At 65.6% G+C, this 12,547-nt stretch carries 12 protein-coding genes; 3 read left to right on the forward strand and 9 right to left on the reverse strand.

Features of this window, described 5'->3' with window-relative positions:
• The first annotated feature begins 26 nt into the window (after window positions 1-26).
• From LVJ94_07755 to LVJ94_07765, 3 genes are read left to right on the forward strand one after another with little or no spacing between them, the layout of a single operon-like run.
• Window positions 27-1,205: an HlyD family secretion protein gene (locus tag LVJ94_07755; protein ID WXB07128.1), complete on the forward strand. Its 1,179-nt coding sequence runs from the start codon at window positions 27-29 to the stop codon at window positions 1,203-1,205.
• Entirely contained in the window at window positions 1,202-3,910 is a 2,709-nt protein-coding gene (locus LVJ94_07760; protein WXB07129.1) for an ATP-binding cassette domain-containing protein, read from the forward strand. The genes LVJ94_07755 and LVJ94_07760 overlap by 4 nt, the downstream gene beginning before the upstream one ends.
• Complete coding sequence (locus LVJ94_07765; protein ID WXB07130.1) at window positions 3,907-6,060, forward strand: ABC transporter ATP-binding protein/permease; 2,154 nt, start codon at window positions 3,907-3,909, stop codon at window positions 6,058-6,060. The genes LVJ94_07760 and LVJ94_07765 overlap by 4 nt, the downstream gene beginning before the upstream one ends.
• A gap of 6 nt (window positions 6,061-6,066) precedes the next feature.
• On the opposite strand, the gene LVJ94_07770 is transcribed toward LVJ94_07765, so the two are convergent.
• The 9 genes from LVJ94_07770 to LVJ94_07810 all read right to left on the reverse strand — a co-directional run bounded on the left by LVJ94_07770 (window position 6,067) and on the right by LVJ94_07810 (window position 12,547).
• Window positions 6,067-6,894 (reverse strand): hypothetical protein, encoded by an 828-nt coding sequence (locus tag LVJ94_07770; GenBank protein WXB07131.1) that lies wholly within the window; start codon window positions 6,892-6,894, stop codon window positions 6,067-6,069.
• The gene (locus tag LVJ94_07775) at window positions 6,894-7,433 is read right to left on the reverse strand and encodes a hypothetical protein (protein WXB07132.1); all 540 of its coding nucleotides are present in this window, start codon (window positions 7,431-7,433) and stop codon (window positions 6,894-6,896) included. Before LVJ94_07775 ends, LVJ94_07770 begins: the two co-directional genes overlap by 1 nt.
• On the reverse strand, window positions 7,430-8,818 hold the full coding sequence (locus LVJ94_07780) for a hypothetical protein (GenBank protein ID WXB07133.1): 1,389 nt from the start codon (window positions 8,816-8,818) through the stop codon (window positions 7,430-7,432). Before LVJ94_07780 ends, LVJ94_07775 begins: the two co-directional genes overlap by 4 nt.
• A 4-nt stretch (window positions 8,819-8,822) precedes the next feature.
• Window positions 8,823-9,341, reverse strand: a complete 519-nt coding sequence (locus tag LVJ94_07785) for a hypothetical protein (protein ID WXB07134.1) — start codon at window positions 9,339-9,341, stop codon at window positions 8,823-8,825.
• The gene (locus tag LVJ94_07790; GenBank protein ID WXB07135.1) at window positions 9,338-9,892 is read right to left on the reverse strand and encodes an A24 family peptidase; all 555 of its coding nucleotides are present in this window, start codon (window positions 9,890-9,892) and stop codon (window positions 9,338-9,340) included. The genes LVJ94_07785 and LVJ94_07790 overlap by 4 nt, the downstream gene beginning before the upstream one ends.
• A 167-nt stretch (window positions 9,893-10,059) precedes the next feature.
• Window positions 10,060-10,467 carry a hypothetical protein gene (locus tag LVJ94_07795; protein WXB07136.1) on the reverse strand — a complete coding sequence of 136 codons (408 nt, stop codon included), beginning with the start codon at window positions 10,465-10,467 and terminating at the stop codon, window positions 10,060-10,062.
• Window positions 10,468-10,504: 37 nt separating this feature from the next.
• Window positions 10,505-10,780 carry a hypothetical protein gene (locus tag LVJ94_07800; protein ID WXB07137.1) on the reverse strand — a complete coding sequence of 92 codons (276 nt, stop codon included), beginning with the start codon at window positions 10,778-10,780 and terminating at the stop codon, window positions 10,505-10,507.
• A 41-nt stretch (window positions 10,781-10,821) separates the two neighbouring features.
• A complete protein-coding gene (locus LVJ94_07805; protein ID WXB07138.1) occupies window positions 10,822-11,007 on the reverse strand; it encodes a hypothetical protein in 186 nt (61 codons plus the stop codon).
• Between the two features lie 163 nt (window positions 11,008-11,170).
• Window positions 11,171-12,547, reverse strand: coding sequence for a sigma 54-interacting transcriptional regulator (locus tag LVJ94_07810; GenBank protein WXB07139.1), 1,377 nt, complete (start codon window positions 12,545-12,547; stop codon window positions 11,171-11,173).

A 12,547-nucleotide genomic window follows, 5' to 3' on the forward strand; every position in this document is an offset into this window, starting at 1 on the left:
ATTTTCGCAACTCCCGAGGAGACGCCATGCCAACTCCGTTTTCTCAATGCCTTCGCTCCCTCGAGATCGATGCGGCCCAGCGCTCCGTTTTCGCCTTCGGCGGAGCGGCGCTTTTTCTCGGGGCATGGCTTTTCTGGTTTTTGCGCGTCGGAGTCACACTTCACGAAACCACCGATTCCGGGCGAATCGAAGTGGCGGAGGCGGCCAAGCCGTTGAACGCGGCCATCGGCGGGCGCATTGTCGCGACGAACATTGCTCTCGGGAAAAGCGTTCGCCTCGGCGACGTTCTCGTCGAACTCGATTCGGAGACCGAACAGCGCCAATTGGCGGAAGAGCTCACGCGCGTCGCGATGGTGGACCCGGAGCTCGATGCGCTTCGCCACCAGGCGAGCGCGGAACAGGATGCCCTGTCGAGCAATCGCGCGGCCACGCGCGCCGGAGTCAACGAGCGGCGTGCGAAACGGAAGGAAGCATCGATCGATTCGCGGCTGGCGAGCGAAGAGGCTCTTCGAGCCCAGCGTCTTCAGAACGAAGGATTGATTTCCACACGGGACTTTTTACGCGCACGGGCGGAAGCGCAACGCAAGCGAGCGTCCACCGAAGCCATCGGCCACGACGTACAGCGCCTCTCCGGCGAAGGGCAGGGCCGCGAGAACCAAGGGCTCGCTCACATCGCCCAGCTCCGGCTTCAAATGGCGCAGCTCGAGGAAAAGCGCGCAACGTCCCTTGCGGCCATTGCCGTGTTGAAGGCGGAAATCGCCAAGCGACTCCTCCGCGCGCCGGCGGACGGCACGATCGGCGAGGTCTCTCCGGAGCACCAGATTGGTTCCTTCGTGCAAGCGGGCGACCGACTCGGGGTGCTCATTCCGGAAGGGCACCTCATCGCCATCGGCGACTTCGTTCCGGAGGACGCGCTGGGGCGTATCCGGCGCGGTCAGGCCGGGCGAATGCGTCTCGATGGATTCCCGTGGACGCAATTCGGAACGGTACCCGTCATCGTTCGGGACGTGGCGAGCGTCGCGCACAATGGCCGTATTCGCGTCGAGCTCGATCTCGTGGCCGCTGGAAACCCGCTCATTTTCCTCGAGCACGGACTGCCCGGTGCCCTCGAAGTCGATGTCGAAACCTCGACGCCGGCACGCATCGCGCTCCGCTACGCGGGGAGCCGGCTCGGTGCGCCCGTGCAGAAGGGGGACCAGCCATGATCGCGGCCCCGACGATCCACCGGCGCTTCTTCGTTCCCGAGGTGGTCCAAACCTCCGCGATGGACTGCGGTCCTGCGGCCCTCACGTCCCTCCTCGAAGGATTCCGGATCTCGGCGAGTTACGGCCGACTTCGCGAGGCTTGCCAGACCGACGTGGACGGTACGTCGATCGACACGTTGGAAGATCTCGCAGGGAAACTCGGGCTGAACGCGACGCAAACGATGGTGCCGCCCGAGCATCTCTTTTTGCCAGAGGGCGGTGTGCTTCCCGCGATCGTCGTCGTGCGGCAGCCCAACGGCATGCCTCACTTCATCGTCGTATGGAGAAGCGTGGGCGGACTCCTGCAAGTCATGGATCCCGGCGTCGGGCGACGGTGGATGACCCCTTCTTCGCTGCGCGAGCAGCTCTTCATGCACGGCATGCCGGTGTCCGAGGCGCAGTTTCACGCCCTCGCGACGTCCGATGCGGTCGTGCGCGTCCTTCGCCGCCGCCTCTCGGAGCTCGGGTGCACCCGAGAGCTCGACGCGATGCTCACCCGCGCCGCAACGAGCGCGAGCTGGCGAGCGATCGCGCTCCTGGATGCCGCGACGCGGATGGTGACCGATATCGTGAGCTCCGGGAGCGTGCGCAAGGGTCGCGAGGCCGGCGGCCTTCTTCGTTCGCTCATCGAGGGTTGCGAAGGTGTGCCACCCGGCGAGGGCCCGATTCCGCCGCCGTACTGGACGGGCCTCCCAGACGGCGAGGAGGACGTCTGGCTCCAGGGAGCCGTGGTCGTCGCGGTGCGCGCACGCGACGTCGAAAGGAAAGCGCCCGTCTCGTCGACGTCCGCCGAGCTGACCGCCGTGCTCCAAGAAGCGCCCGCGCGTCCGTTGCACGAGCTCTTGCGGATTCTGCGCGATGACGGCGCCCTCGGGCCGGTAGCTCTCGTCGTTGCGATCGCCCTTGCGGCAACCTTCGGGATCATCGAAGCCATCCTCGTGCGCGGGCTCGTCGAGGTGGCGGGCGATCTTGGCGTGGTCAAAGAGCGGATGGCGGGCCTCGGCGCCATCGTCGCCTTCTTCCTCATGATGCTCTTGCTCGAGCTTCCCATCGCCCACGCGATTCGGCGCCTCGGGCGGCACCTCGATGCGCGCTTGCGGATCGCTTTCTTGAGCAAGCTCCCTCGCCTCGCAGATCGCTACCTCAGCAGCCGTCCCACCTCCGACATGGCCCATCGAAGCCACGCGCTCTCGACGCTGCGTGGCTTCCCGGATCTCGGTGCCCAGCTGGTTCGGAGTGCGCTGAGCCTCCTTGCCACCGTGGGCGCGATCGTGTGGCTTCATCCCGCGAGCGCGCCGCTCGCGATCCTTGCGGGTGGGGTGGCGATCGCGGTACCGCTTGCATCCGAGCGGGTCCTGAGCGAACGCGATCTCCGCGTACGCGCGCATGTGGGAGGACTCAGCGGGTTCTACCTCGACGCGCTTCTCGGGCTCGTCCCCGTTCGGACCCACGGCGCCGAGCGTGCGGTGCGTCGGGAGCACGAGAACCTGCTCGTGCAGTGGGCACGCGCGGGTCGCTCCCTGATCGAAGCGGCGCTCGTGGCCGACACCGTGGGTGCGCTTCTCGGCTTCGCGCTCGCGGCACTGCTTCTCTTTTGCTACGTGCAACGCGGCGGTCCGGTCAGCGGGCTTCTCTTGTTTGCCTATTGGGTGCTCAAGCTGCCCGCGCTGGGACAAAGCCTTGCAGCTCTGGTGCGAGCTTACCCCGGCATTCGGAACACCGCGCTCCGGCTTCTCGAACCGCTCGGCGCCCTCGAAGAGGAGCGGGTGCACGGTGCGACGGCGACGTCTTCGGCGCGAGGGCTCGAGCTCGCGTTCGAAGGCGTGAGCATCGTCGCGGGAGGGCATACGATCCTCGATGGGCTCGATCTCCGAATCGCACCTGGAAGCGACGTGGCCATCGTAGGCTCCTCGGGGGCGGGGAAGTCGACCCTCGTCGGGATTCTGCTCGGCTGGCATCGTCCGGTGGCAGGGCGTGTGCTCGTCGACGGACATCCCCTCGATGCAGCTCGTGCCGACACGCTCCGGCGGGAGTGCGCCTGGGTCGATCCGGCCGTGCAGCTGTGGAATCGCTCGCTGGCGGACAACATGCTGTACGGCACATCGGCGGGAGCGATGGGGGCCATGCCGGGGGCACTCGATGCCGCGGATCTCCAGGGGCTGCTCGAACGACTGCCCGATGGCATGCAGACCGTGCTCGGTGAAGGCGGGGCTCTCATGTCCGGCGGCGAAGGGCAACGCGTACGTTTCGGGCGCGCGCTGCTGCGGCGGGACGCGCGCCTGGTCATCTTGGACGAGCCATTCCGCGGTCTCGACCGCGAGAAGCGGCGAACGCTCCTCACCCGCGCACGCGCATGGTGGCGGGGCGCGACGATCCTCTGCGTGACGCACGACGTGCGCGAGACCTTGGACTTCGGCCGGGTCCTGGTCGTCGAAGGCGGGCGCGTCGTCGAGGACGGGGTTCCCATGGCACTCGTTCAAGATCCGAGCTCGCGCTACCGGATGATGCTCGACGCCGAGAAGGAGGTTCAGCGCGGGTTCTGGTCCGGTGGCACGTGGCGCAGGATGACGCTTCGTGCAGGAAAGCTCGACGAGCACGATGAGGGCGTGGTGCCCATCGTGCGCCCGACCATGACACGGCCGGCGCGGCTCCGGGCCCGAACATGAGCGGCGCGGGATTGGATCTCGAGCGCTCTGGCTGGCCGCTCGAGCAAGCCGGCGCCGCGATGCTCGCGCTCTCGAAGCGCGCTGGACTCGCGCCGCGCCCGGTCGCGATTCCATCGTTGCCCGAAGCGGTGGACGCGCGTCAGGAAACCCAGCTGGGGCCCTGGATGGAGTCGCTCGCGAGCTGGTTCGGGATCGAAGCCGAGCGAATCGACAGTGCCTACTCGAGCGTCGAACATCTGATTCGTGGCCTTGCGCCGGCCCTCGTCCGCATCACGCAAGGTGGGCGAACGTCGCTTTTGGCGCTCGCGGGGTTTCGCGCGGGGCGCGTTCTGCTACTCGGGCCCGACCTCGAAGTTCGCGCCGTGCCCGCACGAGAGATCCGCGCCGCGCTATGCGCCGAGCTCGAGGCGCCTCACGCCGCGAAGATCGATGCCATGCTGGACATGGCCGGTCTCCGCAGCCGAAGGCGTGAGCGCGCCAAGCTCGCCATTTTGAGCCGGCTGCTCGGCCGGGCGAACGTCGGCGATTGCTGGATTCTACGTCTGCCCCCGGGCGCGCCGTTCTTCGCGCAGCTGCGCGCAGCGGGGCTCGGCGGCAAAGCCGCGGCACTCGCATTGGTACACACGGCTCAATACGTGCTCAACCTCGCATCGTGGGCCATGCTCGGCCAGGGCGCGTTGCAAGGGCGAATCGACATGGGGTTGCTCCTGGCGTGGGCCCTGCTTTTCGTAACGCAGGTCCCATTTCGGGTGCTCGAGAGCCGTGCGCAGGGGCTTTTCGCGATCGACGCCGGAGGGCTGCTCAAACGGAGGCTTCTTCACGGCGCGCTGCGGCTCGCCCCCGAAGAGATCCGTGCGGAAGGCGCGGGCGGGCTCCTGGGCCGCGTGATCGAGTCGGAAGCGGTCGAATCGCTCGCGCTCGGCTCTGGAATCGGGGGCCTGATCGCGATCGTCGAGCTCGCGGTCTGCGCGTTCGTATTGTCGAAAGGAGCAGGAGCTGCGACGGAGCTCGTTCTATTGGCTTTATGGTCGCTCCTCAGCGTTTTCATGGTGCGGACGTTTCTCGAGAGAAGCCGCGACTGGACGGCGACGCGCCTCGCGATGACCAACGACCTCGTCGAGCGCATCGTCGGGCATCGCACGCGTCTCGCGCAGCAGGCGCCAGAGAACTGGCATCGAGGCGAGAACGAGGCCGTGTCCGAGTACATCGCGCACTCGGAGCGGATGGACGCGTCGGCGGCGCGCATTGCCGCACTTTTGCCAAGCGGCTGGCTCGTCGTGGCCATGCTCGGTCTCGTGCCGACGCTTCTCTCAGCGCCCGCCTCGGCGCCCTCGCTCTCGTCCGGTTCGCTCGCGATCGCGCTTGGCGGAATCCTTCTCGCCTCGGGTGCCCTCGGCCGCTTGGCGGGCGGCCTCACGAGCCTGGGCGGTGCGCTCATCGCTTGGAAGCAGGTGGCGCCGCTCTTCGATGCCGCGGCCCGCATCGAGCTTACCGCATCGCCCGATCTTGCCTGCTCCGCCTCCAGCGAGCTCCCAGGGAGCGCGCTCCTGGAGGCGCGCGACGTCACCTTTCGGTATCGGGAACGAGGGGAGTCCGTTCTGCGTGGGTGCACGCTTCGGATGGAGGCGGGCGAGCGGATCCTTCTCGAAGGAGGGTCCGGCGGCGGGAAATCGACCTTGGGAGCCTTGCTCGCGGGACTGCGATCCCCCGAAACAGGCCTTCTCCTCCTCCATGGTCTCGATCGAAGTACGCTCGGCGCCGAGGCGTGGCGGAGGCGCGTCGTGGCCGCACCTCAGTTTCATGAGAATCATGTGCTTTCGGGGATGTTCGCCTTCAACTTGCTGATGGGGCGCGTGTGGCCCCCGAGCCAGGAGGACCTCGAAGAAGCCGAGGCCATTTGCCGGGAGCTCGGCCTCGGTGCGCTGCTCGAGCGCATGCCCGGCGGTTTGATGCAAATGGTTGGCGAGACCGGATGGCAGCTTTCCCATGGCGAAAAGAGTCGTGTGTACATTGCACGAGCTCTGCTCCAAAACGCCGATCTCGTCATTCTCGATGAGAGCTTCGGTGCGCTCGATCCCGAAACGATGCGCAAGGCCATGCGCTGCGTCGACCAAAGGGCGCGCGCACTCCTCGTGATCGCGCATCCGTAAATCTGGTTACGGCATGGAGAGCGGGGCGATCGCGACGGTGGTGAACCCATCGGGGCTGCTCTCGAACGACGCGACCATTTGCACCGGGCCACGGGTGTAGACGCGGGCGTCGGGGAGGCGCTGGGCGACGGCTTCGGAGCGGGACCATCCGTGCGTGCGCATTTCGTCGTCGTAGGCGCCGACGCTCGCGGGCAGCGCCCGTTGGACCTCGTACACGCGCACGCCGTAGGCTTCGCCGTCGAGGGCCGCGGCAAAGGTGCGCCGCGAGCCGGGCGGTCGCGGTACGCCGTCGAAGTCGCCGCCAGGTGCGTCGCCCTCGGCAGGAAAGAGCGTCTCGAGGGGCGCGGCGGAATCCGTGGCCACCGTGATGATGCTGGTCCTCCCGCCGTCGGCGCGCTTCACCATCGAGTAGCGAACCCGCGTCGAGTCATCCCTCTGCCGAAAGACGCAGAGCATTGCGGCCGCGTTGTCGGTTCCCTGGTGATCGATGCGGTCGAGCCGGAGATCGCCCCCGAGCGAAGGCCGATCGTCGCGGGCTGCCTCGCCACCGAGCATCGTCGCGCGATCGCCGCTCTGGCATTCGCGGCGGATGCCCTCGACGGCGCCCTCGAGCGATTCCCGGGTCGAGCTCGTGCGAAAAAAGACCCGCGAGCCATTGAGGGACACGAAGCGGCCATTCTCCGCGTGGTGGGCCACGGGAAGCGCTTCGAACCGGGCCATTTGCGCGAGGAGGGCGTGCTCTTCGCGGCGCACCTGCATCGCATGGGCGACGAGAGGCACCATCCCGAGGAGAAGGAGAATGGGAGGGGCCAGGCGGAAAAGCACCGAGCGCATCACGGATTGGGGCCGTAGCCTCGAATGGTCGTATCGAAGATCGAGCCGCGGTACTGGTTGATGCTCGGAATGGGGCTGTCCTTCGAGCGCTCCAGGCACGCCAGCGCGCGGTTCCCGGTGAAGGTGTGCGTCCCTTCGCCGACCAATTGATGCGGCGTCACCCCGCCCGAGGATGCATTGGCGAACGTGCCGCGCAACGGTTCGGTGTACACGGGATACGTTCGCTCGTGGCCGATTCCGAACAAGGCCAGAATGGCGAAGATTTGCGACACGTTCAGATTCCCTTGCGGGCGCACCTGCAGGGAACTCGGCACGCCGCCCGCACTGCTCGAGGCCGCGGAAGCCGCGCCGCCCGAGCAATAGGACATGGCGTTGGCGATCGACGACTGCTGCACCGAGTCCTCGGCGCGGCGTCGGGCGGTGGTGGCATCGCCGACGTACTTCTCGCCGAGCACCAGGACGACGAACCACACCATGACCGCGGCCGCCTCCAGGGTCATGGAGACATGGGAAAAGCCACGCTTTCGAGCCCTTTTCATAGGCCCCCCTTGTTGCGCCCCGCGACCATGGCGTACTTCCACGCGGCCACGAACGGCTGCTGGTCGTGGGTAACGCTCGCGAATTCGCTTTCCCCCCCGTCGGGGAAATACCATTTCGCGCAGGCTTGGTATTCGTGCCGCTCACGCAGCGTGTTCGACTCGGAGGACTGCCCGAAGCTCATGACCGTGCGAACCGCATTGGAGATGTTCGTGATGGTCCCGTTGACCTCCGCCGACGAGTAGGCGCATGCGCGCATGCTGTCGGCATGGTTCCAATCAGAATCCGTCGGCGCCCGCGTGGTGCCGCCCAATTTGGATTCGCTGAACGAGGCGGGTAATCCAATGTTGTGCAAATACGATGCGGTGTTCGACTCCAACTTGTCGTTGTCGCACTTCTCACGGTCGAACGTGCACGAGGTAATTTGGCCCGATTTCGAATCCTGGTACGAATAATCCGTTTGCCGGCCGAACCCGCGCTGCGTCTTTTCCGGTGTTCGAACCACGCACTTGACGTACTTGGCGACGTCCGCGGAAAAACTGGGTTGCCCGCCGTCGGCCCCCTCCCCATCCGGGGGAGGGCTGGGGTGGGGGAGCCGCATGTGCATCCGCTCCTCGAGCTCCCCACATTGCTTCGCCGTATCCTTCGCAATGCTCGGAATCTGCGGCAACTTGAGCGGACTCGATGACCCACCACCGCCGCTGGGCGCCCCGCAGATGGCCTGCGGCAACGTCGCCACCAGCGCTTGCGGAAGGCCCTGCAACAGGTTCTCCATCAACAGGGGAAAGGCATGGCCCGGCATCTCCGACCCCAGGGCATCCTTCTGCGCGAGCGAGCACGAGGTCGGCGTACTGTCGCCGGCCCAGATGTCCTTGGTCATCGAAGGATCCTCGGCACGGATGCTTACGTTCCCGTCCCCACTCCCTCCGAGCCCCGAGCGAACCTGATCGAGCGAGGCGATGGAGGTGACCTTGTCGATGGTCGACGAAAGCTTGCCCAGCGTTCCCCAGAGGAACTCCTGTTTCGCCCGCACCCAGACCAACTTGGCCAGCGCCCGCGGCTTGTTGGCCATGTACTCCGCGCAGATCTTCTGCATATGCGGATTGAACCATTGCGGGCACGCGATGGCCGCGTTCACATCCATGGTGATGTTGTCCGCCTCCACGGCGAACCTCGGACCCATGATGGACGAGGAGATGACATTGTTGTTCGCATTGGAGTTCGCGGCACGCGCATGGTCCGCCCCCAACCTGGACGCCGCGTGGTTGGCATGGCCGACCTGGGTTTCGTAATAGAAGGACAGGTAGGATTCCGTCCCGCGAAACGTGCCGAGCCCAATGGTCAGGGCGCCCATGAACAGCTGCGAAAAAGTGAGCGACATCGTCATGGCATCACGCTCCGTCCCGCATGTCGCAGCCCATCGCGACCGTCGTCTGTTTCGCCACGAAGGTGACGTGCCGCGGGGAGCCCGAGCACATCATTTGTGCAGCGAAGGGCAAATCGCAGGGAAATTCGCAGCGAACCTCGACCTCGACTTGGCGCGAACCCGGTGTGCCTCCGTGCTTGGGGCGTGCGGTGACTTGGCAGGTCTGGGCGTCGTTGGACGCCAATCCGAGTACCGGGTCGACGCTCGCGCGGATGGCCGAGGCGCGGCCGCCGGTGAATTCACCCTGGGATGCACCGCCGAAGTCGCGCCCATCGGCGCAGATCGTTTTCATCGCCGTGTCGGCGGCGATGGCCGCGGCGTGGTCGACCATGTCGCGCTGCATGTAGTTGCGCGAGAGCTGCACATTCATCAAAAAGACGCCCGATACGATGAACCAGGTGGGCGCGAACGCGAACATGTTGGAGACGCCGCTTCCGTTCGTGTCGGAGAGGAATCTCTGGCAAACACCGCGGACGTATTTCATGGCCATATTCCATGACGCACGATGGCGACCGAGAGTCCCGCGAGAATGGCGGGGCCCAAAACCACCGGTGGAAGCTTGCGCACCGTCAAGTACGGTAGCTGCTTTTGCCTCCGGCGAAAGATATTGCCCAGTCCAATCTTCAGATTGCCAAGGCGGTCCCAGAAGGCGCCGCTTCGTACGACGCGCCATGGGAAGATCACCAAGAAGAGGATGGCGAAGGCAAACCCTTCGGCGTCGAAGCCGATCCTCGGGCCGCATAGCGCGCCGATGGCAGCGAGAAGCTTGACGTCGCCGCCGCCCATTTCCCGGCGTGAATAGCTGAATAGCGGTACCGCTGCGCAAATGGCTACGCCCGTGAGGGATGCACCGAACCCGCGAAGCGCCCCATGGAATCCGCCGTCGACGTAGCCCACCGCCGTGTGCAGCGCGAGGCCCACGACGACTCCTCCCAAGGTCAGGACGTTGGGGATCCTTCCCGAGAAAAAGTCCCATACCGCCGCCACCACGGCGATGGCGTAGCATACCCAAATCGCCGTTCTTACGATGTCCATCGCAGTGTTCTCCGTGTAGCCAGTGCCAATTGCCGCCTTCGTGCACGAGCGCGTGCGCGTGCACGATCTCGTGCACGAAGACGATCATGAGCACGATCACGAATCACGTAGTCGTTCACGTGATCGTGATCGTGGTCGTGCACGCGCACGTGCACGTGCACGTCCTTTCACTGCGTCAGAGTTTGCGTAGTCGAGTTGATGGCTTGTTGCGATGGCTGAAGGCTTTGTTGCCCACCTCCGCTACCGCCGGATCCACCACCACCGACCGAACCGCTGATCCCTCCGGGACCCGATACGCTCACTCCATCTTTTCCGACATTGAACGTCCACCCGGAGCCACTTCCAATGCCGCTCCCGATTCCTCCAGCGCCGCCCGGATTGGCACCGCGCTCCAGGACGTTGACCTGATTTTGAAATGTCTTTGCCGCGCTATTGGACGACGAAAACAGCGACGGCAACGTGAGCCCCACCATCGCGGCACCGGCAGCCGTGAGCAGCATGTACGTGGTGAGATCGCTGTTGCCCCGCCGGTCCGCGAAGAGGGTACGGACCCGACGTATGATGGATATTCGCATGGTCTTTCCTTCTCTTCGCGACGGGCGATGTGGGGGCTTACTTCTGGCTGGCGAACGGCGCCTTGACTTTTTCGGTGGTCTCGGACTGCGCACCGGTCGCCTGGTTGATCTGCTGGCTCGTCTTGTCGCTCGAGCTGCTCGAGTTGTTCGTCACCGCGGTCGTGGCCGCGGCCGCGCCCGTGATCGCCACCGCGCCGATGACCACCTTGGCCGCCGAGGAGATGTGCACCGTCTTGTCGGCGTAGCTCATGTCACCGCGCTCGTCGCGGATGAGGTTCGTGGCGAACTGACGAATACGTACGATAGCGTTCATATCGTTCCTTCCTTCCTATGTTGTTATGTGAAACCGTTTGCTCAACGTCGTTGCGTGAGCAACGTCTTGTGCGCCGTATCCATCTGCCCCGCGAGCCTCTGCCCAGCAGCACGTGCCGCGAGGGACATCGGATAGACGAAGCAGCCGAGAAGCGCGGCAATGGACAGCACCTGCTCGAGGGGAGTGAACCCCGCCGCGCGGCGCCGTTTTCGTGCATTCGCTCTCACGCCCGCATCTACTTCACGGTCCATGCCACGGCGTGCGGGAGTGTCTTCTTCGTCTTCTCTCCCTCCCGATGCCGATTCCGTCGATCGAAGATCGGGAGCGCGAGGGGCAGCGGGAGCGGGAAGAGGAACTACATGTTCCGCGAACGGAACGGAGGCTTCCGCGCTAGGTCGCGGGGCGGACGCGTGCTCGGATCATGCGCAGGTAGCGCTCTCCGATGCCCGACGCGGCGGCGGCGCGGGCCGAGTCTCCGCCGTGCAATTTCAGCAAATGCACGACGTAACGCCGCTCGAACTCGCGCAGGACCTGCTCGCGGGCCTCGGCCAGGGGCAAATTTTGGCCGACTACGTTCTCGATGAAGTCGCGGGCCAGGGCGAATTCGCCGTCTTCGCCCTCGATGGGCAAAGGCTGCCGGAAAAGCTCGGAATACGAATCCGCGAGCTCCCCGAGGGCGACCAACCGCGCCACCGTGTTGGCCAGCTCGCGCACGTTGCCTGGCCACGAATGACTAAGCAGCCGATCGAGCAAATGCACGGGAAACGGCTTCTCGCGGCCCCCGTAAAGCTCCCAGAAATGCCGCGCCAGCGGCTCGATGTCATCCCGACGATCGCGCAGCGGCGGCAGGGCAATGCGGGCGACGGCAAGCCGGAAGAAAAGGTCGTCTCGGAAGCGCCCCGCCTGCACTTCTTTGTCGAGATCGCGCCGCGTGGCCGCGATCAGCCGGACGTCGACCTTCACCCAGCGCGAGCCGCCCAAACGCCGGATCTCCGACTTCTGGATGGCCCGCAAAAGCTTGCTCTGGAGGGATTTTTCCAGGTCGCCGATCTCGTCGATGAGGAGCGTTCCGCCGTGGGCCTCTTCGAAAACGCCGGCTCGCGCCGAGGCGGCGCCGGTGAATGCACCCTTCTCGTGCCCGAAAAGCGCTGATTCCAAGAGCGAGGCGGGGACCGCCGTGCAGTCGAACACCACGAAAGGCCCGGTGGCGCGGCGGCTGGCGGCGTGAAGCGCCTCGGCCATGACCTCTTTGCCCGTGCCGGTTTCGCCTTCAATGACAAGCGGCACGTCCGATTCCGCCAGCCTGCGGCATAGAGGATAGAGCCGGCGCATCGCCAGGCTCGAACCGAGCACGGGGCCGAAGCTCGTATCCGGGGAAACCGGGATCGGCTTGGACTTCACTTCGATGTCGACGCGGGCGACCGTGGAGCCGATCTGGATCTCCTCGCCGCCGGTCAAAAGGGCCTCTCCGACCCGTGTATCGTTAACGAACGTCCCGTTTTTCGAGCCTAAATCGCGTACGCGTAGGTACGTATCGTACACATCCAGACTCGCGTGCCGCCTGGACACCTCGGGGTCCCGCAGCCTTACCGAGCAGACCTCGCTGGTTCCCAGCAGCAGCGGGCAGGCCGCTGCGCCGTCGACGACCAGGACGACGCCTGCATCGGGCCCGCGCACGAAAGTCAGCTGAAATGACGTCGTTGCGGAGTTTCGTTTCGGGCGGAGGACCGTCTCTTCGGACAAGGACGGGTGCACGGGCGACCCCAT

The organism is Sorangiineae bacterium MSr11367 (assembly GCA_037157805.1).
GTDB lineage: Bacteria > Myxococcota_A > Polyangia > Polyangiales > Polyangiaceae > Pendulispora > Pendulispora rubella.

What these genes read in the sequence shown, in the direction of transcription:
- LVJ94_07780 (WXB07133.1), bottom strand. Translation starts at nt 8,818, where the DNA reads ATGACGATGTCGCTCACTTTTTCGCAGCTGTTCATGGGCGCCCTGACC.
- LVJ94_07775 (WXB07132.1), bottom strand. Translation starts at nt 7,433, where the DNA reads ATGAAAAGGGCTCGAAAGCGTGGCTTTTCCCATGTCTCCATGACCCTG.
- LVJ94_07785 (WXB07134.1), bottom strand. Translation starts at nt 9,341, where the DNA reads ATGAAATACGTCCGCGGTGTTTGCCAGAGATTCCTCTCCGACACGAAC.
- LVJ94_07760 (WXB07129.1), top strand. Translation starts at nt 1,202, where the DNA reads ATGATCGCGGCCCCGACGATCCACCGGCGCTTCTTCGTTCCCGAGGTG.
- LVJ94_07795 (WXB07136.1), bottom strand. Translation starts at nt 10,467, where the DNA reads ATGCGAATATCCATCATACGTCGGGTCCGTACCCTCTTCGCGGACCGG.
- LVJ94_07800 (WXB07137.1), bottom strand. Translation starts at nt 10,780, where the DNA reads ATGAACGCTATCGTACGTATTCGTCAGTTCGCCACGAACCTCATCCGC.
- LVJ94_07790 (WXB07135.1), bottom strand. Translation starts at nt 9,892, where the DNA reads ATGGACATCGTAAGAACGGCGATTTGGGTATGCTACGCCATCGCCGTG.
- LVJ94_07755 (WXB07128.1), top strand. Translation starts at nt 27, where the DNA reads ATGCCAACTCCGTTTTCTCAATGCCTTCGCTCCCTCGAGATCGATGCG.
- LVJ94_07810 (WXB07139.1), bottom strand. Translation starts at nt 12,547, where the DNA reads ATGGGGTCGCCCGTGCACCCGTCCTTGTCCGAAGAGACGGTCCTCCGC.
- LVJ94_07765 (WXB07130.1), top strand. Translation starts at nt 3,907, where the DNA reads ATGAGCGGCGCGGGATTGGATCTCGAGCGCTCTGGCTGGCCGCTCGAG.
- LVJ94_07770 (WXB07131.1), bottom strand. Translation starts at nt 6,894, where the DNA reads ATGCGCTCGGTGCTTTTCCGCCTGGCCCCTCCCATTCTCCTTCTCCTC.